The sequence below is a fragment of the Pseudomonas sp. R32 genome (assembly GCF_009866705.1).
Taxonomy (GTDB): domain Bacteria; phylum Pseudomonadota; class Gammaproteobacteria; order Pseudomonadales; family Pseudomonadaceae; genus Aquipseudomonas; species Aquipseudomonas donghuensis.
Genome location: NZ_CP019396.1, coordinates 49,668 through 70,916, shown reverse-complemented (window position 1 = coordinate 70,916; position 21,249 = coordinate 49,668). Strand labels below are relative to the sequence as shown.

Below are 21,249 nucleotides of genomic sequence, written 5' to 3'. Positions count from 1 at the left end.
AACCGTCGCCGCTCATGCCTAAAACCCCGTTGGCCAACCGCCCCCACGACCACTCCCATTGCGTGCACAGCGCCCTGGCCGAGGCCGATGCGCTGTGCTCACGCCAGGGTGTGCGCCTGACCGCCTTGCGCCGGCGTGTGCTGGAACTGGTATGGCAGAGCCACAAGCCACTGGGTGCCTACGACATCCTCGCCGTGCTGAGCGAGCAGGATGGCCGCCGGGCGGCGCCGCCCACCGTCTACCGGGCGCTGGACTTCCTTCTGGAAAACAGCCTGGTGCACCGCATTGCCTCACTCAACGCCTTTATCGGCTGCAGCCACCCCGAACACGCGCATCAGGGCCAGTTCCTGATCTGCCGCGAATGCCACGTGGCCATCGAGCTTGAGCAGAGCAGCATCAGCGACGCCATTGTCGCCAGCGCCAAAGACGTCGGTTTCAGCGTCGAAGCACAGACGGTCGAAGTGGTCGGCCTGTGCAGTAACTGCCGGAGCGCCTGATGAGCAATGCGCTGATTCGCCTCGAACAGGTGGGCGTGAGCTTCGCCGGGCAAGCGGTGCTCGACAGCATCGACCTGGCCGTGGAGCCCGGGCAGATCGTCACCCTGATCGGCCCCAATGGGGCCGGCAAAACCACCCTGGTGCGCGCCGTCCTGGGCCTGCTCAAGCCGCATACCGGCACGGTCTGGCGCAAACCGCGGTTGCGCGTCGGCTACATGCCGCAAAAGCTCCAGGTCGATGCCACCTTGCCGCTCTCGGTGCTGCGCTTTTTGCGCCTGGTGCCCGGTGTTGATCGCGCGGCGGCCTTGTCGGCGCTCAAGGAAGTCGGCGCCGAACACGTCATCGACAGCCCTATCCAGGGTATTTCCGGTGGCGAAATGCAGCGCGTACTGCTGGCCCGTGCCTTGTTGCGCGAGCCCGAGCTGCTGGTGCTCGATGAGCCGGTGCAGGGCGTCGACGTTGCGGGCCAGTCCGAGCTGTACAGCCTGATCACCCGCCTGCGCGACCGCCACGGCTGCGGCGTGCTGATGGTTTCCCACGACCTGCACCTGGTCATGAGCACCACCGATCAGGTGGTTTGCCTCAACCGCCACGTCTGCTGTTCCGGTCACCCGGAGCAGGTCAGCGGTGATCCGGCCTTTGTCGAACTGTTCGGCAGCAACGCGCCGAGCCTGGCGATCTATCACCACCATCACGACCACGCCCACGACCTGCACGGTTCGGTGGTCGCCCCGGCCAAAGGCGGCCACGTTCATGGAGATCACTGCAAGCATGGCTGATTTTCTGCTTTACGCCCTGCTCGCAGGTCTGGCGCTGGCATTGGTTGCAGGCCCTCTGGGGTCCTTTGTGGTCTGGCGGCGCATGGCCTATTTCGGCGATACCCTGTCCCATGCCGCGCTGCTCGGTGTTGCTCTGGGTTTCGTGCTGGATGTCAGCCCGGCCTTGGCGGTCACCGTCGGCTGCCTATTGCTGGCGATCCTGCTGGTGACCCTCCAGCAGCGTCAGCCACTGGCCTCCGACACCCTGCTGGGCATTCTTGCGCCCAGCACGCTTTCACTCGGCCTGGTTGTACTGAGCTTCATGCACGATGTGCGCATCGACCTGATGGCGTATCTGTTCGGCGACCTGCTGGCGATCAGCCCGGGGGATCTGGCCTGGATTCTCGGCGGCAGCACTGCGGTGCTGCTGTTGCTGGTGGTGCTGTGGCGCCCGCTGCTGGCGGTCACCGTGCATGAAGAGCTGGCCATGGTCGAGGGCTTGCCTGTCGTTGCGCTGCGCCTGGCGCTGATGCTGCTGATTGCCGTGGTGATTGCCGTGGCGATGAAAATCGTCGGCGTGCTGCTGATCACTTCGCTGCTGATCATTCCCGCCGCTGCGGCGCAACGTCACGCCCGCTCGCCGGAACAGATGGCCCTGGGCGCCAGCCTGCTGGGGGTTACCGCAGTATGCGGCGGCCTGGCGCTGTCGTGGTTCAAGGACACCCCGGCCGGGCCGTCCATCGTGGTCTGCGCCGCAGTGCTATTCTTGCTGAGCCTGGCACTGCCCCGGCGCTGAAGCCGTGGGGTGCAGCCTCGGCGGTTGCACCCTGCGACATTTAAAAAGCACGCAGGATCCTGAAGAGTTATTTTCGAGTCTGCGGACTGGGTGTAGACTTGCTCGCTTTTTGCGCAAATAGAGAGTCGCAGGAATGAAGCCGTTCGCCTCCCGTTATCTGCTCCTTGCCGCGTTTTCGCTGATCCTCGCCGCGTGCTCCAGCACCCCGGCCGACAACGCCGCCGTGCCTGCCCAGCCTGATGCCTGGCAGCAGCTGGAGCACAGCATCGCCAGCAGCGAGCTGGCCACTGCCGAAGATCAGCTCGCCACCCTGCAGAGCCAGGCGCCGAATGACAGCCGGATCGAGCAGTACCAGCGTCAGCTGGCCGAAGCCTACCTGCAACGCAGCCAGATCGTCCTGCAAAAGGGCGATGTGAATGCGGCAGCCACCGCATTGGCCCGCGCCCGTGCGCTGATGCCCAAGGCGCCGGCGCTGACCGGTGGCGTCAACGGTGCGATCGCCCAGGCGCGCAAGGCCGAGCTCGATAAAGCCGAGGCTGCCCTGAAAGCCGCCGAAGCCCGCCCGGCCGCCAAGCTTATCGACCCGACGGCGCCCAACACCGTGGTTGCATTGAAAACCACCAATATTCGCGAAATGCGCAAGCAACTGGATGACATCGCCAGCGATGTGGTCAATTACCAGTGCGATGTGGTGTTCCAGGTGCCACGCAAGCAGGATGCACCCTGGCTGCAAACCTTGCTGGGCAAACGGGTGAAAAAACTCGATGGTGATTTTGCCTTGCAGCAAAGCCACGAGATTCACCGCAACCAGCCTGCCCAGGCGGTGCTGATCCCACGCCGCCCATGACAAACAGGGTGCCCTGATGGGCACCCTGTTTGTGCATCACGCCGGAATGGCTTTCGCTGCGGCCTCACGCTCCCACACCCGATGCTTGCTGATTGCCGTGATGAAGGCCTTGTAGGCTTTGTCATCATTGCCCAGCAGCAAACCGCTGTCGGCCTTGAGCCCCAGCTTGTCGAGCACGGCTTGCGCTTCGCTGGCCAAGCCAATCGGCTTGAGGTGCTTGTAGGCTTCAAGCAGAAAGTGCAGCGCCACACCGTCACCGGCCAGGGCCTGAAGCGAAGCCTTGCCGCCCGGCACCCAGGCCGCATCGAAGATCACCGACGGCATGCCTTCCATTGAGGCATCCACCGCCAGCGCCTTGCCCTGGGCGGTTTTTACCGGCGCCGAGCTCGGGCCAAGGATCTTGATCTGCGCGCTCTCGGCTTCCAGCGCCTTGACCAGGCTATCGACACTGACACCATCCACGCCATCAGCCACCAGCACCGCCACCTTGCGGCCCTTGATGCCTTCGCCGAGCAAGTTCATCTGGCTCAGTGCCGGGGATTGTTTAAGGCTTGGCTGAGGCACATCCACCGTGCCTTTCTTCGGTGCCGGCAGGCCAAGGTTGGCGGCCACCCGCGCCGCCAGCGTGAGGTCGATATTGGCGAGGATCTCGTTGACTTCACGGGCGCGGATGAACTCCCGTTCAACTTTGCCCAGCTCGAAGCTGTAGGCACTGATGATGTGCTCCTGCTCGGTCGGGCTCATGCTCTGGAAGAACAACCGCGCCTGGGAGAAGTGGTCGGCAAATGATGGGCTGCGCTGGCGCACCTTGTGCGCTTCGATGCGCTCCGGATACGACTCGAAACCACCCTCGCTGGCTGCTGGCGCAGTCTCCTTGGGCCAGCCGCCGTCGATCGAGTTGGGCTCGTAGGAGGCGCGGCCCTTGTCCAGCGTGGTGCGGTGCTGCGCATCGCGCTGGCCGTTGTGGTTAGGGGCCAGCGGACGGTTGATCGGAATCTCGTGAAAGTTCGGCCCGCCTAGCCGGCTGATTTGGGTATCGGTATAGGAAAACAACCGGCCCTGCAGCAGCGGGTCGTTGGAGAAGTCGATGCCGGGGACGATATGCCCAGGGCAGAAGGCAACCTGTTCGGTTTCGGCAAAGAAATTGTCCGGGTTGCGGTTGAGCACCATCTTGCCCAGCGGCGTCACCGGCACCAGCTCTTCGGGGATGATCTTGGTCGGGTCGAGCAGGTCGAAGTCGAACTTGTGCTCGTCCTCTTCAGCGACGATCTGCACGCCGAACTCCCATTCCGGGTAATTGCCAGTTTCAATCGCTTCCCACAGATCACGGCGGTGGTAATCGGTGTCTTTGCCCGCCAGCTTCTGCGCTTCGTCCCAAAGCAGCGAACACACGCCGGCTTTGGGTTTCCAGTGGAATTTGACGAAGCTCGATTTGCCTTGGGCATTGATCAGGCGAAACGTATGCACGCCGAAGCCCTGCATGGTCCGCAGGCTTTTTGGAATGGCACGATCGGACATTGCCCAGATCACCATGTGCGCCGACTCCGGCACCAGTGAGACGAAGTCCCAGAAGGTGTCGTGGGCCGAGCCGCCGGTGGGCATTTCGTTGTGTGGCTCAGGTTTTACTGCATGGACGAAGTCGGGAAACTTGATCGCATCCTGGATGAAAAACACTGGCATGTTATTGCCGACCAGGTCGAAGTTGCCTTCTTCGGTAAAGAACTTCACGGCAAAACCGCGCACATCGCGCACGGTATCACCCGAGCCACGCGGGCCCTGAACGGTGGAAAAGCGCACGAACACCGGGGTGATTTTCTCCGGGGCCTGGAGAAAACCGGCCTTGGTCAACGCGGCATGTGATTCATAGGCCTGGAAATAGCCATGGGCCCCGGTACCGCGGGCATGGACGATGCGCTCGGGGATACGCTCATGGTCAAAATGCGTGATCTTTTCACGCATGATGAAGTCTTCCAGCAGCGACGGGCCTCGGTCACCGGCTTTCAGGGTGTTCTGGTTGTCGGCAACCTTGACCCCCTGGTTGGTGCGCAGCGCCTGGCCAGTGGCGTCACTGCGAAAGGTTTCCAGGCTTTGCAGCTTGGCGTTGGTATTGGCGCGGTCCGGGGTCTGGGTACCGGCGAGTTGGCTTTCCTTGGGCGGGTTCTTCTTGCTGGGCATCAGTGTGCTCTCCTCACTCAATCAGTCCTACGGTTCGACCCCACGGCGGGCCCTATTCAGTAGTGACTGATGGCCCCTGCAGGCGTTCCTTCGGATTGACCACTGATCGCGTTATTCCAGTAGCATTGGTCAATTGCGAAATAAATGCTAAGAACCTCTATACGAACAGGCTAAAATGCGCGCCCGGCTAACCGCTGACCCCATTCCCATGCGCCCCACAAGGTTCGCTACGTGATCGAGTTTCAAAATGTTCATAAAACCTACCGCGTAGCCGGTAGGGATATCCCCGCACTGCACCCGACCAACCTGAGCGTCGAAGACGGCCAGGTGTTCGGGCTGATCGGCCATTCCGGTGCCGGTAAAAGTACCCTGCTGCGCCTGATCAACCGCCTGGAAGCGCCGAGCGGCGGCAAGATCATTGTCGACGGCGAAGACGTCACCGCGTTCAACGCCAATGATCTTCGGGGTTTCCGCCAGCAAGTCGGGATGATCTTCCAGCACTTCAACCTGCTGGCCTCCAAGACCGTCGCCGACAACGTGGCCCTGCCACTGACCCTCGCGGGCGAGCTGTCGCGCAAGGAAATCGACGCCCGCGTCAACGAACTGCTGGCCCGCGTCGGCCTGTCCGATCACGCGAAAAAATACCCGGCACAGCTCTCCGGCGGCCAGAAGCAGCGCGTCGGCATCGCCCGCGCCCTGGCCACCAAACCGAAGATCCTGCTGTGCGACGAAGCCACTAGCGCCCTCGATCCGCAGACCACCGCCTCGGTGTTGCAGCTGCTGGCCGAGATCAACCGCGAGCTGAAGCTGACCATCGTGCTGATCACCCATGAAATGGACGTAATCCGCCGGGTCTGTGACCGCGTAGCGGTGATGGACGCCGGTCAGATCGTCGAGCAAGGCCCGGTGGCCGATGTGTTCCTGCACCCTCAGCACCCGACCACCAAGCGCTTCGTCCAGGAAGACGAGCAGATCGACGAAAACGAACAGCGCGACGACTTCGCCCACGTGCCAGGCCGCATTGTGCGTCTGACCTTCCAGGGCGATTCGACCTACGCACCGCTCCTGGGCACCGTCGCCCGGGAAACCGGTGTGGACTACAGTATCCTGGCTGGACGCATCGACCGCATCAAGGACACCCCGTATGGGCAACTGACCCTGGCCGTCACTGGCGGCGACATGGAAGCGGCGTTCGCCCGCTTCACTGCGGCTGATGTTCATATGGAGGTACTGCGTTGATGGACGCCTTGAGTTTCTTTGCCAACGTCGACTGGGCCGAAATCTGGCTGGCTACTATCGACACCATGATCATGCTGTTCGGCTCGCTGTTCTTCACCGTGCTGCTCGGCCTGCCGCTGGGCGTGCTGTTGTTCCTTTGCGGCCCGCGCCAGCTGTTCGAACAGAAGGGCGTGTACGCGCTGCTGTCGCTGGTGGTGAACATTCTGCGCTCGCTGCCGTTCATCATCCTGCTGATCGTGATGATCCCGTTTACCGTGCTGATCACCGGCACCTCGCTGGGCGTCGCCGGGGCCATCCCGCCACTGGTGGTCGGTGCCACGCCATTCTTCGCTCGCCTGGTGGAAACCGCGCTGCGTGAAGTCGACCGCGGCATCATCGAAGCCACCCAATCGATGGGCGCCACTACCCGCCAGATCATCATCAACGCTTTGCTGCCCGAGGCCCGTCCGGGCATCTTCGCAGCCATTACCGTCACCGCCATTACCCTCGTGTCGTACACCGCGATGGCCGGTGTGGTGGGCGCTGGCGGCCTCGGTGACCTGGCGATCCGCTTCGGTTATCAACGCTTCCAGACCGACGTGATGGTAGTCACCGTGGTCCTGCTGCTGGTACTGGTTCAAGTCCTGCAGAGCGTGGGCGACAAACTGGTTGTGCATTTTTCCCGTAAGTAACCCCATGGGTCGGCGCTGCCGACGCACCGGGGGCCGGATCGGCCCTCACAAGGAGTGATTTGATGAAAAAACTGCTTGCTGTTGTCGCCGCCGTTGCGGCCTTCTCCGCCCAGGCCGAGACCCTGACCGTCGCCGCCACCCCGGTACCGCACGCCGAGATCCTCGAGTTCGTCAAACCGGCCCTGGCCACAGAAGGCGTGGACCTGAAGGTGAAGGTGTTCACCGACTATATCCAGCCGAACGTGCAAGTGGCCGAGAAGCGCCTGGATGCCAATTTCTTCCAGCACCAGCCGTACCTGGATGAGTTCAACAAGGCCAAGGGCACCCAACTGGTGAGCGTTGCCGGTGTGCACCTGGAGCCGCTGGGCGCCTACTCGAGCAAGTACAAGAAGCTTGACGAGCTGCCATCGACGGCCACCGTGGTCATCCCCAACGACGCCACCAACGGCGGGCGCGCCTTGCTGCTGCTGGACAAGGCCGGAGTGATCAAGCTCAAGGACAACAAGAACATCCTCTCGACCGTCAAAGACATCGCCGAGAACAGCAAGAACCTGAAATTCCGTGAACTGGAAGCCGCGACCATCCCGCGCGTGCTGACCCAGGTCGACCTGGCGCTGATCAACACCAACTACGCGCTGGAAGCCAAGCTCAACCCCGAGTCAGATGCTCTGGTCATCGAAGGCAGCGATTCGCCTTACGTGAACATCCTGGTGACCCGCGCAGACAACAAGGACGCGGACGCTGTGAAGAAGCTGGTTGCAGCGCTGCACACCCCGCAAGTGAAGAAGTTCATCGAAGAGAAGTACAAGGGCGCGGTCAAGCCGGCGTTCTGATAAGCCGCATCGCCCTCATCGCTGGCAAGCCAGCGCCCACAGGTTCAGGTGCAAAGCCGGACCTTGTGGGAGCTGGCTTGCCAGCGATGCTTTTCAGTCGCGTTTAACCAATCCCGGCAATTGAGCAACCAGCTTCTGGTTGTTGAACGGCGCCCGGATAAACCCGCGCTGCTTGCCATCCGGCCCCAGCAGCGCCAGGTTTCCGCTGTGATCGACCGTGTAGTTCGGCTTGCTGGTATCGGCCGGAATAAACGGAATGCTCACCGCATTGGCCAGCTTCTGGATGTTCTCCAGCGAGCCGGTGACCCCGCGAAAATCCTTGTCGAAATAGCCCAGGTACTGCTTCAGCTGTGCCGGGGTATCGCGGTTCGGGTCGACACTGACCAACACCACCTGCAACCGCTCAACCGCCTCTTTGGGCAGCTCGCTTTTCACCTGGCGCAGCTGGGCGAGGGTGGTCGGGCAAATGTCCGGGCAGAAGGTGTAGCCGAAAAACAGCAGCGACCACTTGCCCTTGAGCTGGTCCATTACCACTGGCTGCCCCTGCTCGTCGGTCATCTCCACGGCAGGCACGGTGCGGCTCTGTGGCAGCAGGATGATGCCGGCATCGATCAGCTCGGTCGGGTTGCCTTCGCTGCGGCCGTTGAGCACCTTGTTGACGGTAAGCCCGAGGATCACGGCGACCAGGGCAACGAGAATAAAGACGGTTTTCTGGGTTCGAGTCATAGGTTCAACAGTAGGTAGTGGTCAACAAGCAGCGCGATGAACAGCAGCAACAGGTACCAGATAGAGTACTTGAAGGTCTTGATCGCCGCGTGCGGCCGACTGCCACGGTACAACACCCAGGCCCACTGCAGGAAGCGCCCGCCCAGGGCCAGGGCGCAGGCCAGGTATAACGGGCCGCTCATGTGGATGGCGTAGGGCAGCAGGCTGACCGCCAGCAACACCAGGGTGTACAGCAGGATATGCACCTTGGTGTAGTGCTCGCCGTGGGTCACCGGCAGCATGGGAATATCAGCCTTGGCGTACTCCTCCTTGCGGTGAATGGCCAGGGCCCAGAAGTGCGGCGGCGTCCAGGCGAAGATGATCAGCACCAGCAGCAATGGCTCGGCGCTGATATGCCCGCTGATCGCCACCCAGCCCAGCAGTGGCGGCGCAGCACCCGCCAGGCCGCCGATAACGATGTTCTGCGGCGTGGCGCGCTTGAGAAAGCCGGTGTAGATCACCGCGTAGCCGAGCAGCGAGGCCAGGGTCAGCCAGGCGGTCAGGGCGTTGGTGAATACCAGCAGCAGGGCCATGCCCAGTGTCGCTAACAACAGGGCAAAGGTCAGGGCTGCCGCCGGCGTCACCCGGCCTTCGGCAATCGGGCGCTTGTGCGTACGCGCCATCAGCGCGTCGATGCGCCGGTCCACCACATGGTTGACCACCGCAGCGCCACCGGCGCAACACGCGATGCCAAGGTTGCCGAACAGCAGGATGGTCCACGGCACTCCGGCACGGGTGGCGAGAAACATGCCGACCAGCGAAGTGATCAGCATCAGCACCACCACCTTGGGCTTGGTCAGCTCAAGGTAATCGCGCCAGCCTGCTTGCAGCCTGCGCTCGCTCAGAAGCGTCGCCATGAATTATCTCCCAGATAATGAACGACTCCGCCGCTAGCCAGCGGGGTCAGGCGCCAGCCCTGGCTGACCCGACGGACTTTGGCCTGGGCAACCAGGCGAATGCGGTAATTGACCAGCACCATGCTCAGCAACAGCAAGGCGCCACCGGCGTTGTGGGCCACGGCCACGGCCAGCGGCAGGTGGAACAGCACGTTGCTGATCCCCAAGCTCACCTGCACTGCCAGCGCCAGCAGCACCAACCCGGCCAGCCTGCGCAAACCATGGCGATGCAGCTTCCAGCTCAGGGTCAGCATGACCGCGATCACCAGCAAGGCACCCAGGCGGTGGCTCATATGAATCGCCGTGCGTGCATCGCTGTCGAGCTGGCCGCCGAGGTAATTGGGGCCGATGTGCTGGGTCAGGTGAAAGCCGTTGGCAAAGTCCGCCTGCGGCCACCACTGGCCATGGCAGGTCGGCAGGTCGATACAGGCGACTGCCGCGTAGTTGGCGCTGACCCAGCCACCCAGGGCGATCTGGCCGATCACCACCAGCAACCCCAGCGCCGCCACCCGGCGTACGCTCAACGGCAGCTTGGGCAAGGGCGCAAGGACTCGAGACAGGCGCAGGCTGAGCAGGAACAACAGGCTCAAGGTGGCAAAGCCGCCCAATAGATGTGCCGTGACCACCTGCGGCCAAAGCTTGAGGGTCACCGTCCACATGCCGAAGGCCGCCTGGGCGAGTACCACGCCGAGCAACAGCAGAGGCAGGCGATAAGGCTGGCCATCGCGGCCATGACGGCGCCAGGCCTGCAAGGCCAGCAGGCTGATCACCAGGGCCAGGGTGCCGGCAAAGTAGCGATGGACCATCTCGTTGCGGCCCTTGTGCGCCTCTACCGGAGTGTCGGGAAAGTGCCGCTCGGCATGGGCCAGCTGTGCTTCGGTCTTGGGCACGCTGATGAAGCCATAGCAGCCCGGCCAGTCCGGGCAGCCCAGGCCGGCGTGGGTCAGGCGGGTATAGGCACCGAGCAGGACGACAACCAGTGCCAGCAAGGTGGCGAAGACGGCGAGGCGAAATCCAGGTCTGGCCATGGCGATGTCCTACCCGATGTTGGACAGCTTGAGCAGGTGGCGCAGGTCGTTGAGCAAGTCCTTGCCCTTGACCCTGGCGTCATAGCGCAGCACCAGGTTGCCGTGTGGGTCGATGATCCACAGCTGGGCATCCTGTTTGCCCTGGCTGACTGTGCCGTAGCGCGACACGTCCAGGGGGTAGCGTTGCAATTGCGGGTATTCGCGATCCAGCTTGGCCTGGTAGTCACTGGCCAATGGCTGGGCGGCGGCCAGGGCATGACTGGCGCGGCTGGCATCACGGCCCAGGCCGATCTGGATCTGCCGGGCCAGGTACACCAGTTGCTGGCAGTCCAGCCCACAGTCCTTGGGCGTACTCACCAGCAATTGCCAGCGCCCTTCCTCAGCGCTCACCCCAAGGTCAGCGCGGGTCTGGCCGTTGCCGATCATTTCACCGTGGTAACTACGGCTGTCGGGTACCCAGAATTTGAGTTTGTACATGCTGGTGGCAAGGATCATCGGGCCGAGAACCACCAGCAGGATCAGCAGCAGTTGCAGACGCCCGCGCGCACGACTGCGCGGCGCCTTGCCTTCAGACATGTTGAGTGGACTTGTGACGGCTCCCATGCTGTTTCTCCTTGTTGTTATGCCAGCCGAAGTAGAGGTAGAGCAGCACCAGCGCCAACGCCAGGGCAAACCACTGCACGGCGTAACCCAGGTGTTTTTCCGGGCCCAGGGCGACCACCGGCCAATCCCGTCGATAACTGGCCGGGCCGGCTTCCAGGCGCAACTCATGGGCAAAACCTTCGCGGCCCAGTTGCGGCCACAGCGTGCTGGCGTCGCTGGCGGTGATCAGCCGCGGCCAGTTGCCCCCCTGCGGGTCGGCATGCAATTGAAAGGTCGCGCCCGCAGCAACGTACACCGAAGCGTCCAGGCTCAAGGGGTGCTCAGGCGTGCTGAACTGCACCGCAATGCGCCGGTCCGGCCAGGGCAGCCAGCCACGATTGATCAACAGCCACAGGCCGCCGGCCTGGTCGAGAAAGGGTTGCAGCAGCTCGACGCCGACCTGACCGTCGCGCATGCGGTTATCCAGCAGCAGGCTGTGTTGACTATCGAATTGGCCATATAGATGCACACGGCGAAAGGCCGGATCTGCACTCTGCAGCAACTGCGCACTGCCGACCGCATCGCTGGCACTGCGCTCGGCGTAGACCTGCAGCAGCTGGCGTTTCTGCTCGGCCCGCCCGAGCTGCCAGCAGCCGAGCGCAATCAACCCCGGCAGCAGCAAAAACACCACCAGGGTCGGCACGATGCCGGGGCGAAAGCGCTTCACCGGGCCCTCGAAAGGTCAATCGCTATACTTGTACTCATCACTGCATCCCCCCGGAGTTTCGCCATGCTCAAAGCCGCGATTGTCCTGATGCTGTTGGCGACCATCGCCAGCCTGTTCAGTGGCCTGTTCTTTCTGGTCAAGGACGACGGACAGTCGACTCGCCTGCTTAAGGCCCTCACTGTTCGGGTCACCCTGGCCGCCTTGACCCTGGCCCTGGTGACCTGGGGGTTCTACAGCGGCCAGTTGGTGTCCCACGCGCCGTTCTGAACCCGGCTACAGCACGTAAACGAAGATAAACAGCCCCACCCAGACCACGTCGACAAAGTGCCAGTACCAGCTGGCGGCCTCGAAGCCGAAGTGTTTGTCGGCGTTGAAGTGCCCACGCATGATCCGCACCAGCATCACGAACAGAATCAGGGTGCCCATGGTCACGTGGGCACCGTGGAACCCCGTGAGCATGAAGAAGGTTGCGCCGTAGATACCCGAACCCAGGGTCAGCCCCAGCTCGGTATAGGCCTCGTGGTACTCGTAGGCCTGCAGTACCAGGAAGCCCAGGCCAAGGAGAATGGTCAATGCCAGCCAGGCCTTTAGCGGCCCGCGGTGATTCTTGCGCAAGGCATGGTGGGCGATGGTTACCGTGACACTGGAGCTGACCAGCAAAATGGTGTTGATCAACGGCAGGTGCCAGGGGTCGATGATCTCCTTGGGCGGCGGAAACAGCTTCGGGTCCGGGGTCTGGAGCAGCGGCCAGGCGAACTCGAAGTTCGGCCAGAGCATGTGCGCCACGCCCTTGGCGCCATCACCACCGAGCCACGGCCCGGCCAGGTTGCGCACATAGAACAGCGCGCCGAAAAAGGCGATGAAGAACATCACCTCGGAGAAAATGAACCACGACATGCCCCAGCGAAACGTGCGGTCCAGTTGTGGGCTGTAGAGCCCGGCACGGCTTTCCCTGACCACCGTGCCAAACCAGCCGAACAGCATGTAGGCCAGGCACAGCGTGCCAAAGAAGAAAATCCACGGCCCGTGGGACTCCGGCCGCCCGGCCTTGAGGTCGTTGAACCAGGTGCCCAGGCCGAACACCGTGATGAACATGCCGACCGTGGCAATGATCGGCCACTTGCTTTGCGCCGGAACGTAATAGTGCTCATGGGAAGCCATCGTGGTGTTCTCCTTATCGGGCGCCCTGTGCAACCGGGTCCGCCAGGTGTGCAACCGGCGGGTGGCGAGCGGTGATATCGAACAGCGTGTAAGCCAGCGTCAGGTGTTTCACATCCTTGGGCAGGTCGCGGTCGACGATGAAGCGCACCGGCATTTCAATGCGCTCACCCGGCTGCAGCACCTGCTGGGTAAAGCAGAAGCATTCGGTCTTGTGGAAGTACGCCGCCGCCTCGGCCGGGGTGATGCTGGGAATGGCCTGGGCGCTCATGGGTTTGTCGGTCGGGTTGCGGGCGATGAACACCATCTGGTTGACCGCTCCCGGATTGACGTCGATCTGGTCGGCGGTGGAGTAGAACTCCCAGACCATGTCGCTGGCGTTGGTCGACATGAACTGCACCTTCACCGTGCGGTTCATGTCACTGACCTGGGTGCCTTGATACTGCCCGCCGGTCTTGCCATTGATGCCGAAGGCTTTGCACATCACATCGTAGATCGGCACCAGGGCAAAACCGAAGGCGAACATCACCACGGTCAGCAGCATCAGCCGCCACACCAGGCGCTTGAGCGAGGTCCCTTCACTCATGGTTGCATCCTCGGGCCTGAGCCGTTCATTTCACTTCCGGTGGGGTCTGGAAGGTGTGATAGGGCGCCGGAGACGGCACCGACCACTCCAGCCCTTCGGCACCCTCCCAGGGTTTGGCCGGCGCCGGTACACCGCCGCGAATGCACTTGATGACGATGAACAGGAAGAAAATCTGCGTGGCGCCGAAGGTAAAGGCGCCGATCGACGAGACCATGTTGAAGTCGGCGAACTGCAGGTTGTAGTCCGGAATCCTCCGTGGCATGCCGGCCAGGCCAACGAAATGCATGGGGAAGAAGGCCATGTTCATGCCCACGAACGACAACCAGAAGTGCAGCTTGCCCAGGGTTTCGTCATACATGTGCCCGGTCCATTTCGGCAGCCAGTAATAGGCCGAGGCAAAGATGCCGAAGATTGCCCCGGGCACCAGTACATAGTGGAAATGGGCCACCACAAAGTAGGTGTCGTGGTACTGGAAATCCGCCGGGGCGATGGCCAGCATCAGCCCGGAAAAACCGCCGATGGTAAAGAGGATGACGAAGGCGATGGCGAACAGCATCGGCGTCTCGAAGGTCAACGAGCCTTCCCACATGGTGCTGACCCAGTTGAACACCTTCACCCCGGTGGGCACCGCGATCAGCATGGTGGCGTACATGAAGAACAGTTCGCCAACCACCGGAATGCCGACCACGAACATGTGGTGGGCCCAGACGATAAACGACAGGAAGGCGATCGCCCCGGTGGCGTAGACCATCGAGGTGTAGCCGAACAGCGGCTTGCGCGAGAACGCCGGGATGATCGAACTGACCGCGCCGAAGGCCGGCAGGATCATGATGTACACCTCGGGGTGGCCGAAGAACCAGAACACGTGCTGGAACAACACCGGGTCACCACCGCCGGCGGCGCTGAAGAAGCTGGTGCCGAAGTGGATGTCCATCAGCATCATGGTCACCACGCCCGCCAGCACCGGCATCACCGCAATCAACAGGAAGGCGGTGATCAGCCAGGTCCAGACGAACAGCGGCATTTTCATCAGGGTCATGCCCGGGGCACGCAGGTTGAGGATGGTGGCGATGACGTTGATCGCGCCCATGATCGAGCTGATGCCCATCAGGTGGATGGCGAAGATGAAGAAGGTCACGCTTTCCGGCGCGTAGGTAGTCGATAGCGGCGCATAGAAGGTCCAGCCGAAGTTCGGTCCGCCGCCGGGCATGAACAGGGTCGAGACCAGCAGCAGGAAAGCCGCCGGCAGCAGCCAGAAGCTGAAGTTGTTCATCCGCGGCAGGGCCATGTCCGGCGCGCCGATCATCAGCGGGATCATCCAGTTGGCCAGGCCGACGAAGGCTGGCATCACCGCACCGAAGACCATCACCAGGCCGTGCATGGTGGTCATCTGGTTGAAGAACTCCGGCTGGACGATCTGCAGCCCGGGCTGGAACAGCTCGGCGCGGATGACCATGGCGAACGAGCCGCCAAGCAGGAACATCGTGAAACTGAACCACAGGTACAGGGTGCCGATGTCTTTGTGGTTGGTGGTCAGCACCCAGCGCATCAGGCCCTTGGCCGGTCCGTGGGCGTGCTCATGACCTTGGCTGTGGTCGTCGATCACTGCGCTCATGTCCTGTCTCCTGCAGTCCGGTGGCTGGGGCGCGGATACGCATCAACCCGGCTCATTTGCTTTCTGCCTGTTTGATCGCCAGCACGTCTTTTGGCGTGACCATGTCGCCCTTGTTGTTGCCCCAGGCGTTGCGTTCGTAGGTCACCACGGCGGCGATATCGACTTCCGAAAGCTGCTTGCCGAAGGCGGCCATGGCCGTGCCCGGCTTGCCGTGGAAGACGATGCTCAGGTGAGCTTCCTTCGGCCCGGTGGCGATCTTCGAGCCCTTGAGCGCCGGGAACATCGGCGGCAGGCCCTGGCCTTCGGCCTGGTGACAGGCCACGCAGGTGGTGTGATAGACCTTGTCGCCGCGCTCGATCAGCTCTTGCAGGGTCCATTCCTTGCTGGTCAGCTCTTTGAGCTTGGCCGCGTCGGCCTTGCGCTCGCCAAGCCAGGTGTCGTAGTCAGCCTTGGACTTGACCTCAACCACCACCGGCATGAACCCATGGTCCTTGCCGCACAGCTCGGTGCATTGGCCGCGGTAGATGCCGGGCTTCTCGACCCGGGTCCAGGCTTCGTTGACGAAGCCGGGGATGGCATCGCGCTTGACCGCAAAGGCCGGCACCCACCAGGAATGGATAACGTCGGCGGCGGTTACCAGAAAGCGCACCTTGGCGCCCACCGGCAGCACCAGTGGCTGGTCGACTTCGAGCAGGTAGTGCTCGTCCTTGGGTGACTTGTTGTGGATCTGATCGGCGGGGGTGGCCAGGTTGCTGAAGAACTCGACGTCCTGCCCCAGGTATTTGTAATGCCACTTCCACTGGTAGCCGGTGACCTGGATGTCGACGTCCGACTCGCTGGCATCGTAGATATCGATCAGGGTCTTGGTCGCCGGAATGGCCATGGCCACCAGGATCAGGAACGGCACCACCGTCCACATGATCTCGACCCAGGTGTGCTCGTGAAAGTGCGCGGGCTGCTGGCCGGTAGAACGACGGTGGATGATCATCGACCAGAACATTGCGCCAAAGACCACCAGGCCGATGATCACGCAGATCCAGAAGATGGTCATGTGCAGGTCGAACACTGCGTTGCTGACTTCAGTCGCCCCTGGCGCCATGTTCACGGTCCAGGCGGCGTGTGCCTGACCGAATACCGACCACAACAGGAGGCCCATCCAGACATGTGGATGTCGCATCATTGCGGGTTCCCCTTATCGTTCTTGTTATCCCGGAGGCGTGGACCTACGGCTAAGGGTACGGTGGCCAAGACTGCGAACTTCGACGACCGAGCCCCTGCGAACTGCAGTCGGGCCTCATCAGCGAATCACTTTCAAACCGGAGTATAGACAGCGACCCCGGCCTGGCAATGCGCGCGGGGAAATCATCAACAGAAGTTGAACGTTTGCGCGCAAAGCCACGGATTACCTGGCCTGGAGCACAATGATGGCACTTCGATATAATCGCCGAATATTAATTTATTAATGGTTATGCCAAATGCGTCTTAGCCATTTTCAGAACCGAGCTACCTTATGTCTTCCGTTTGTCACGCCTTTACCCTGGAGTTGTCATGAACATCGCCGCTTTGCGCGAGCAGATCACCCGTGCCCGTCAACATGAGACCGAAACCGGCCAACTGAAACAGCAACTCGAAAAACAGCTGCCACACCTGCACCCTTCGATCCATCTGCCAGAGGCCGATGCCCAAGGCGCTCTGGCCCGTTTCGTCGGCGCCTATATCGACCAGGTTCCAGAACTGCTGGAAGCGGCCAATGACGTTGCCCGCGAAGCCGGCATCGAGTCGCAGATCAAACCGGTGCTGAAAATCGCCGAGCAGTACTTCCTGCAACCGCCCGCCATCACCACTACCCACCTGGGCCTGGGCTGCCTGCTGGACGAGGCCTACCTGGCCCACCGCCTGGTGGAAGAAGTTAACGATTTGTACATCAAGCACTTCAATCAACCGCTGATCCCGCTGGACACTACCGTGGCCAACCTGATCGCCCACCAGTTGATCGGCGAGGCATTCGCCAACCAGCTGGATGAAGTGGTGCACCACTCGGTGGATGAGATGCTCAATGACCAGAGCTTTGCCCTGGAGTCGGTCGAGCAGTATCGCGACAAGCTCAGCAGCCCGGATACCGGTGCCGCCTGGAAGCGCTGGCCATGCCTGTCGCGGCAGTTGGGTGTGGGCCTGGAGCTGGATCAATCCGCTTGAGGCTGATGCGCCAGCAACGCCGGCAAGGCCGGCTCCCACCGGTTCAGTGCAGAGCCTGAGCGAGGTATGGGAGCTGGCATTGCCAGCGATGGCAACACCGCTGAATCCAGATCAGGCCCCCAACCCCGCCGTCGTCCGTACTCGCCCCTCGACCCGGCGCTTGAGCCGCCGCTGTTCGATCAGCAGGCGCGAACCCTTGCCGGCATTGGCACGCCCCCAGTCTTCGAGCAGTTCCAGGCAGGAGTGGTCGATGTAACTGAGGTTGGCCAGCGGCACATGCAGAGTGGTCGCGGGTGGAATGCCTTCAAGCACCTGGGCCAGCGCGGGCACCTTGAGAAAGGTCGCCGCGCCGCTCAAACGCAGTTCCAGATGGCCCGGTTGGTCCAGGCTGGCCACGCTGATTTTCAGGCGTGCGGCCTTGAGCGCCAGCTTCAGTAGCGTCAGGGCAAAACCGAGCAACACGCCGGTGAGCAGGTCGGTGAAGATGATCGCCAACGCCGTCGCCGCATACGTGAACATCGGCATGCGTCCATATCGGCCCAGCCCGCGAAAGGCCTTGAAGTCCACCAGCTTGACCCCGGTATACACCAGCACACCTGCCAGGCTCGCTACCGGAATCTGCTGCAGCACGCTGCTCAACACCACCACGAAGGCCAGTAACCAGACGCCATGCAGGATTGCCGACAAGCGAGTCTGCGCACCGGCCTGGACGTTGGCCGAACTGCGCACGATCACCCCGGTCATCGGTAGCGCACCGAGCACACCGCAAAGCATATTGCCCAACCCCTGAGCCGACAATTCACGGTCAAAATCCGAACGCTGGCCGTTATGCATGCGATCGACCGCAGCGGCAGAGAGCAGGGTTTCGGCGCTGGCGATAAAGGCCAGGGCGAAGGCGGCGACCAACAGGTTCGGGTCGGCGAGGTTGAGCAGGTCAGCCGGGCGCAGCCAGTCGATGGCTTCGCTGAGATTCGCCGGCACTTCGACCCGGTTCACCGGCAGTGCCAGCCAGATGCTGATCACGGTCATCAAGGCCACGCCAAGCAAGGCCCCCGGAACGAAACGCAGCGACTGCGGGCGCAAGCGTTCCCAACCCCACATGATGGCGATGGTGCCCAGCCCAAGCGCACCGGCCTGCCAGCCATTGCCCGGGCGCTCCAGTGGCAGCGCCTGGCCCAGGGTTGCCGGAAAGCCCAACAGGTTGGCCAGGCCCGAGGGCTGCGGGGCGCTGTCGAACATCACGTGCACCTGGGACAAAACAATCAGCACACCGATACCCGCGAGCATGCCGTACACCACCGCTGGCGCCGTTACCCGGAACCAGCAGCCCAGGCGCAAACGCCCGGCGAGCAGTTGCAACAGGCCGGCCAACAGCAGGATCGGGCCAAGCATCGCCACACCATGCTGGCGCACCAACTCGAACACCAGCACCGCCAGGCCGGCCGCCGGGCCGCTGACCTGCAACGGCGAGCCGGCCAGCCAGCCAACCACGATACCGCCGACAATCCCAGTGATCAGGCCTTTGGCCGGCGGCATGCCCGAGGCAATGGCAATCCCCATGCACAAGGGCAAGGCAACCAGAAACACCACCACCGAGGCCAGCAATTCACGCGGCAATGCCGCTTTTACTTGTGTCGTGTTCACCGTGTCACTCCTTCTCTCACGTTTGATGGCCATTCCAATGGCCGCTGGTACACCCCCTGACACGCGCGCAGGCGCGCACCGCCAGCACAGTGCCGGCAAGGCCGTCAGGGAAATTCAAGGCAGCCGATGACCAAGGCCGCACCCGTCAGGTGCAGCCGTCAATCAGCGTTTTGGGGTGTCAGGGACGCTTAGTAGCGTCCTCTCGGGGTTGCGCAGGGGATCGGCTGGCCTTCGGCAAGCGGCAGGAAGCTGTCGCTTGCCGCGTCGTAGGCTTCGACCTGGCTGGTTTCGATGTCGTAGATCCAGCCGTGGATAAACAACTGGCCAGCCGCCAGGCGCGAGGCCACCGACGGATGGGTGCGCAAGTGGTGCAACTGGGCGATGACGTTTTCCTTGGTCAGCACCTGCATGGTTTCATGCTCGCTGCCACAGGAGCAGTTGTCTTCGACCACCGTGCGGGCAACTTCGGCATGGCGCAGCCAGGCCTTGACCGTCGGCATCTTCTCCAGGCTCTGCGGGTTGAGCACCGCGCGCATGGCACCGCAATCGGAGTGTCCGCAGACAATGATGTGGTGCACGCCCAGGGCCAGCACGGCGTATTCGATGGCGGTGGACACACCGCCGTTCATCTGCCCGTAAGGTGGCACGACGTTACCGACGTTGCGGGTGACGAACAGGTCGCCAGGGGAGCTCTGGGTGATCAGCTCGGGCACGATGCGCGAGTCGGCACAGGTGATGAACATCGCACGGGGCGTTTGTGCGGTGGCGAGTTTCTTGAACAGCTCCTGCTGCTCGGGAAAAACGTCATGATGGAACCGCAGAAAGCCGTCGACGATATGCTTCAGGGCAGCATCGGCGCTCTCGGCTGGGGCTTCCGGGACGGCCTTGGATGGGTCCTTGACGGGCATGATTCATCCTCTTTGACGGTTTTAGGTTAAGTCCATTTTACCGGGTTGATGATTCAAACGGCGTATGACAGTTGGATGAAATACGCGCGCCAACAATCACATCCGTTGTTGGCTGAATTCCTACGCTACTCGGCGAAACTTAACTCAAACTGAATTGCGAGGCTCTAGTACGGGCGTTCCAGAGATTCAAAGAGTTGTCCGGATAATATCAAAAAAACATTAATGGCCAATACCCATTATTGAAAATCAGAGCAGTGACATCTGCCCGCCAGGAGGGCAAAACGCACTGCAATCAAGCGCGTAGCCTTCGCGCCGGTTCAGCCCCAGGCGGCGGATCGCCTTGCTGAAGCGTTGCGCCAGCAACTCGGCAAATACCCCTTCACCGCGCATGCGCGCACCAAAGCGGCTGTCGTACAACTCACCGCCGCGGCTCTGGCGGATCAGGCTGAGCACATGATTGGCCCGTTGCGGATAATGGTCCTGCAGCCACTGCTCGAACAGCGGCGCCACCTCCAGCGGCAGACGCAGCATCATGTAGGCAGCGCTCAGTGCCCCATTGGCTTTGGCGGCCTCGAGCAGGTGCTCCAGTTCACTGTCATTGATCATCGGGATCATTGGCGAACACAACACGCCCACCGGAACACCGGCCTCAGTCAGCACCCGGATCGCCCGCAGCCGTGCCTTGGGCGCTGCCGCCCGCGGCTCGAGGGTGCGCTTGAGTTCGTCGTCCAGGGTGGTCAGGCTGATCATCACCTGCACCAGACGCTGCCGGGCCAGTTCGGCGAGCAGGTCCAGGTCACGCAAAATCAGTGAGCCCTTGGTGACGATGGTGACCGGGTGGCGATAACGCAGCAGCACCTCCAGCAGGCGCCGGGTCAGCTGTTGCTCGCGTTCGATGGGTTGATAGGGGTCAGTGTTGGACCCCAGGTTGATCGGCGCGCAGATATAGCCAGGCTTGCTCAATTGCTGTTCGAGCACAGCGGCGGCGTTGGTCTTGGCGATCAGCTTGGTTTCGAAGTCCAGCCCGGGCGACAGGTCCCAGTAGGCGTGACTGGGCCGGGCATAGCAGTAGATGCAACCATGCTCGCAGCCGCGATAGGGATTGATCGAACGGTCGAAGGGCAGGTCGGGCGAGTTGTTGCGGGTGATGATGCTCTTGGCGGTTTCGCTGCGCACTTCGGTGCCCTGGGTCAGGGGCACTTCCTGGTACCAGCCGTCGTCCTCGGCCACCGAACGGTTGGGGGCGAAGCGGTTGTGGGGGTTGCTGGCGGTGCCGCGACCGCGCAGGGGAGCTGGAGCAACCATGGTGCACCTATACTGTTTTTTTA

At 62.3% G+C, this 21,249-nt stretch carries 22 protein-coding genes; 9 read left to right on the top strand and 13 right to left on the bottom strand.

Annotated elements, in window-relative coordinates; all coding sequences use genetic code 11:
* Window positions 1–14 precede the first annotated feature (14 nt).
* The 4 genes from zur to PspR32_RS00335 all read left to right on the top strand — a co-directional run bounded on the left by zur (window position 15) and on the right by PspR32_RS00335 (window position 2,898).
* A complete protein-coding gene (gene zur / locus PspR32_RS00350; protein WP_159387944.1) occupies window positions 15–497 on the top strand; it encodes a zinc uptake transcriptional repressor Zur in 483 nt (160 codons plus the stop codon).
* Window positions 497–1,276: a zinc ABC transporter ATP-binding protein ZnuC gene (gene znuC / locus PspR32_RS00345; RefSeq protein WP_010222628.1), complete on the top strand. Its 780-nt coding sequence runs from the start codon at window positions 497–499 to the stop codon at window positions 1,274–1,276. The genes zur and znuC overlap by 1 nt, the downstream gene beginning before the upstream one ends.
* Window positions 1,269–2,051, top strand: coding sequence for a zinc ABC transporter permease subunit ZnuB (znuB, locus tag PspR32_RS00340; protein ID WP_010222629.1), 783 nt, complete (start codon window positions 1,269–1,271; stop codon window positions 2,049–2,051). Before znuC ends, znuB begins: the two co-directional genes overlap by 8 nt.
* Before the next feature lie 133 nt (window positions 2,052–2,184).
* Entirely contained in the window at window positions 2,185–2,898 is a 714-nt protein-coding gene (locus PspR32_RS00335; RefSeq protein WP_010222630.1) for a PA5502 family lipoprotein, read from the top strand.
* Between the two features lie 36 nt (window positions 2,899–2,934).
* Here PspR32_RS00335 and katE read toward each other — a convergent pair whose 3' ends face one another.
* A complete protein-coding gene (gene katE, locus PspR32_RS00330; protein WP_159387943.1) occupies window positions 2,935–5,073 on the bottom strand; it encodes a catalase HPII in 2,139 nt (712 codons plus the stop codon).
* Window positions 5,074–5,304: 231 nt separating this feature from the next.
* Between katE and PspR32_RS00325 the strand changes: the two genes are divergently transcribed.
* From PspR32_RS00325 to PspR32_RS00315, 3 genes are all read left to right on the top strand, one after another.
* Window positions 5,305–6,312, top strand: a complete 1,008-nt coding sequence (locus PspR32_RS00325) for a methionine ABC transporter ATP-binding protein (protein WP_036995305.1) — start codon at window positions 5,305–5,307, stop codon at window positions 6,310–6,312.
* The gene (locus tag PspR32_RS00320) at window positions 6,312–6,983 is read left to right on the top strand and encodes a methionine ABC transporter permease (protein WP_010222633.1); all 672 of its coding nucleotides are present in this window, start codon (window positions 6,312–6,314) and stop codon (window positions 6,981–6,983) included. Before PspR32_RS00325 ends, PspR32_RS00320 begins: the two co-directional genes overlap by 1 nt.
* Window positions 6,984–7,045: 62 nt before the next feature.
* Window positions 7,046–7,816 (top strand): MetQ/NlpA family ABC transporter substrate-binding protein, encoded by a 771-nt coding sequence (locus PspR32_RS00315; RefSeq protein WP_159387942.1) that lies wholly within the window; start codon window positions 7,046–7,048, stop codon window positions 7,814–7,816.
* 93 nt (window positions 7,817–7,909) lie between these two features.
* Here PspR32_RS00315 and PspR32_RS00310 read toward each other — a convergent pair whose 3' ends face one another.
* Genes PspR32_RS00310 through PspR32_RS00290 form a run of 5 tightly spaced genes read right to left on the bottom strand, consistent with a single transcriptional unit; the run spans window position 7,910 to window position 11,814 of the window.
* Entirely contained in the window at window positions 7,910–8,542 is a 633-nt protein-coding gene (locus PspR32_RS00310; RefSeq protein ID WP_010222636.1) for an SCO family protein, read from the bottom strand.
* Window positions 8,539–9,438: a heme o synthase gene (cyoE, locus tag PspR32_RS00305; protein WP_010222637.1), complete on the bottom strand. Its 900-nt coding sequence runs from the start codon at window positions 9,436–9,438 to the stop codon at window positions 8,539–8,541. Before cyoE ends, PspR32_RS00310 begins: the two co-directional genes overlap by 4 nt.
* Window positions 9,423–10,505, bottom strand: coding sequence for a COX15/CtaA family protein (locus PspR32_RS00300; RefSeq protein ID WP_159387941.1), 1,083 nt, complete (start codon window positions 10,503–10,505; stop codon window positions 9,423–9,425). The genes cyoE and PspR32_RS00300 overlap by 16 nt, the downstream gene beginning before the upstream one ends.
* A 9-nt stretch (window positions 10,506–10,514) precedes the next feature.
* Complete coding sequence (locus tag PspR32_RS00295) at window positions 10,515–11,108, bottom strand: hypothetical protein (RefSeq protein WP_026001287.1); 594 nt, start codon at window positions 11,106–11,108, stop codon at window positions 10,515–10,517.
* Window positions 11,074–11,814 carry an SURF1 family protein gene (locus PspR32_RS00290; protein WP_159387940.1) on the bottom strand — a complete coding sequence of 247 codons (741 nt, stop codon included), beginning with the start codon at window positions 11,812–11,814 and terminating at the stop codon, window positions 11,074–11,076. Before PspR32_RS00290 ends, PspR32_RS00295 begins: the two co-directional genes overlap by 35 nt.
* Window positions 11,815–11,877: 63 nt before the next feature.
* Here PspR32_RS00290 and PspR32_RS00285 point away from each other — a divergent pair, with 63 nt between their 5' ends.
* Window positions 11,878–12,081, top strand: coding sequence for a twin transmembrane helix small protein (locus tag PspR32_RS00285; protein ID WP_010222642.1), 204 nt, complete (start codon window positions 11,878–11,880; stop codon window positions 12,079–12,081).
* A gap of 6 nt (window positions 12,082–12,087) precedes the next feature.
* On the opposite strand, the gene PspR32_RS00280 is transcribed toward PspR32_RS00285, so the two are convergent.
* From PspR32_RS00280 to coxB, 4 genes are read right to left on the bottom strand one after another with little or no spacing between them, the layout of a single operon-like run.
* Window positions 12,088–12,975: a cytochrome c oxidase subunit 3 gene (locus PspR32_RS00280; RefSeq protein ID WP_010222644.1), complete on the bottom strand. Its 888-nt coding sequence runs from the start codon at window positions 12,973–12,975 to the stop codon at window positions 12,088–12,090.
* A gap of 13 nt (window positions 12,976–12,988) precedes the next feature.
* On the bottom strand, window positions 12,989–13,558 hold the full coding sequence (locus PspR32_RS00275) for a cytochrome c oxidase assembly protein (protein WP_010222645.1): 570 nt from the start codon (window positions 13,556–13,558) through the stop codon (window positions 12,989–12,991).
* A gap of 25 nt (window positions 13,559–13,583) precedes the next feature.
* A complete protein-coding gene (ctaD, locus tag PspR32_RS00270) occupies window positions 13,584–15,173 on the bottom strand; it encodes a cytochrome c oxidase subunit I (RefSeq protein ID WP_010222647.1) in 1,590 nt (529 codons plus the stop codon).
* Window positions 15,174–15,225: 52 nt separating this feature from the next.
* Window positions 15,226–16,353 carry a cytochrome c oxidase subunit II gene (gene coxB / locus PspR32_RS00265; protein WP_010222649.1) on the bottom strand — a complete coding sequence of 376 codons (1,128 nt, stop codon included), beginning with the start codon at window positions 16,351–16,353 and terminating at the stop codon, window positions 15,226–15,228.
* A gap of 368 nt (window positions 16,354–16,721) precedes the next feature.
* Between coxB and PspR32_RS00260 the strand changes: the two genes are divergently transcribed.
* Window positions 16,722–17,369: a hypothetical protein gene (locus PspR32_RS00260; protein WP_010222650.1), complete on the top strand. Its 648-nt coding sequence runs from the start codon at window positions 16,722–16,724 to the stop codon at window positions 17,367–17,369.
* Between the two features lie 111 nt (window positions 17,370–17,480).
* On the opposite strand, the gene PspR32_RS00255 is transcribed toward PspR32_RS00260, so the two are convergent.
* The 3 genes from PspR32_RS00255 to PspR32_RS00245 all read right to left on the bottom strand — a co-directional run bounded on the left by PspR32_RS00255 (window position 17,481) and on the right by PspR32_RS00245 (window position 21,226).
* Complete coding sequence (locus PspR32_RS00255) at window positions 17,481–19,046, bottom strand: SulP family inorganic anion transporter (RefSeq protein WP_174242283.1); 1,566 nt, start codon at window positions 19,044–19,046, stop codon at window positions 17,481–17,483.
* Between the two features lie 155 nt (window positions 19,047–19,201).
* Window positions 19,202–19,921 carry a carbonic anhydrase gene (locus PspR32_RS00250; protein ID WP_010222653.1) on the bottom strand — a complete coding sequence of 240 codons (720 nt, stop codon included), beginning with the start codon at window positions 19,919–19,921 and terminating at the stop codon, window positions 19,202–19,204.
* Between the two features lie 246 nt (window positions 19,922–20,167).
* On the bottom strand, window positions 20,168–21,226 hold the full coding sequence (locus tag PspR32_RS00245) for a PA0069 family radical SAM protein (RefSeq protein WP_010222654.1): 1,059 nt from the start codon (window positions 21,224–21,226) through the stop codon (window positions 20,168–20,170).
* Window positions 21,227–21,249 lie beyond the last annotated feature (23 nt).

Excerpts from the sequence above, each read along its gene's own strand:
- zur (WP_159387944.1), top strand. The coding sequence starts at position 15 with ATGCCTAAAACCCCGTTGGCCAACCGCCCCCACGACCACTCCCATTGC.
- znuC (WP_010222628.1), top strand. The coding sequence starts at position 497 with ATGAGCAATGCGCTGATTCGCCTCGAACAGGTGGGCGTGAGCTTCGCC.
- znuB (WP_010222629.1), top strand. The coding sequence starts at position 1,269 with ATGGCTGATTTTCTGCTTTACGCCCTGCTCGCAGGTCTGGCGCTGGCA.
- PspR32_RS00335 (WP_010222630.1), top strand. The coding sequence starts at position 2,185 with ATGAAGCCGTTCGCCTCCCGTTATCTGCTCCTTGCCGCGTTTTCGCTG.
- katE (WP_159387943.1), bottom strand. The coding sequence starts at position 5,073 with ATGCCCAGCAAGAAGAACCCGCCCAAGGAAAGCCAACTCGCCGGTACC.
- PspR32_RS00320 (WP_010222633.1), top strand. The coding sequence starts at position 6,312 with ATGGACGCCTTGAGTTTCTTTGCCAACGTCGACTGGGCCGAAATCTGG.
- PspR32_RS00315 (WP_159387942.1), top strand. The coding sequence starts at position 7,046 with ATGAAAAAACTGCTTGCTGTTGTCGCCGCCGTTGCGGCCTTCTCCGCC.
- PspR32_RS00310 (WP_010222636.1), bottom strand. The coding sequence starts at position 8,542 with ATGACTCGAACCCAGAAAACCGTCTTTATTCTCGTTGCCCTGGTCGCC.
- cyoE (WP_010222637.1), bottom strand. The coding sequence starts at position 9,438 with ATGGCGACGCTTCTGAGCGAGCGCAGGCTGCAAGCAGGCTGGCGCGAT.
- PspR32_RS00300 (WP_159387941.1), bottom strand. The coding sequence starts at position 10,505 with ATGGCCAGACCTGGATTTCGCCTCGCCGTCTTCGCCACCTTGCTGGCA.
- PspR32_RS00295 (WP_026001287.1), bottom strand. The coding sequence starts at position 11,108 with ATGGGAGCCGTCACAAGTCCACTCAACATGTCTGAAGGCAAGGCGCCG.
- PspR32_RS00285 (WP_010222642.1), top strand. The coding sequence starts at position 11,878 with ATGCTCAAAGCCGCGATTGTCCTGATGCTGTTGGCGACCATCGCCAGC.
- PspR32_RS00280 (WP_010222644.1), bottom strand. The coding sequence starts at position 12,975 with ATGGCTTCCCATGAGCACTATTACGTTCCGGCGCAAAGCAAGTGGCCG.
- PspR32_RS00275 (WP_010222645.1), bottom strand. The coding sequence starts at position 13,558 with ATGAGTGAAGGGACCTCGCTCAAGCGCCTGGTGTGGCGGCTGATGCTG.
- ctaD (WP_010222647.1), bottom strand. The coding sequence starts at position 15,173 with ATGAGCGCAGTGATCGACGACCACAGCCAAGGTCATGAGCACGCCCAC.
- coxB (WP_010222649.1), bottom strand. The coding sequence starts at position 16,353 with ATGATGCGACATCCACATGTCTGGATGGGCCTCCTGTTGTGGTCGGTA.
- PspR32_RS00260 (WP_010222650.1), top strand. The coding sequence starts at position 16,722 with ATGAACATCGCCGCTTTGCGCGAGCAGATCACCCGTGCCCGTCAACAT.
- PspR32_RS00255 (WP_174242283.1), bottom strand. The coding sequence starts at position 19,046 with ATGGCCATCAAACGTGAGAGAAGGAGTGACACGGTGAACACGACACAA.
- PspR32_RS00250 (WP_010222653.1), bottom strand. The coding sequence starts at position 19,921 with ATGCCCGTCAAGGACCCATCCAAGGCCGTCCCGGAAGCCCCAGCCGAG.
- PspR32_RS00245 (WP_010222654.1), bottom strand. The coding sequence starts at position 21,226 with ATGGTTGCTCCAGCTCCCCTGCGCGGTCGCGGCACCGCCAGCAACCCC.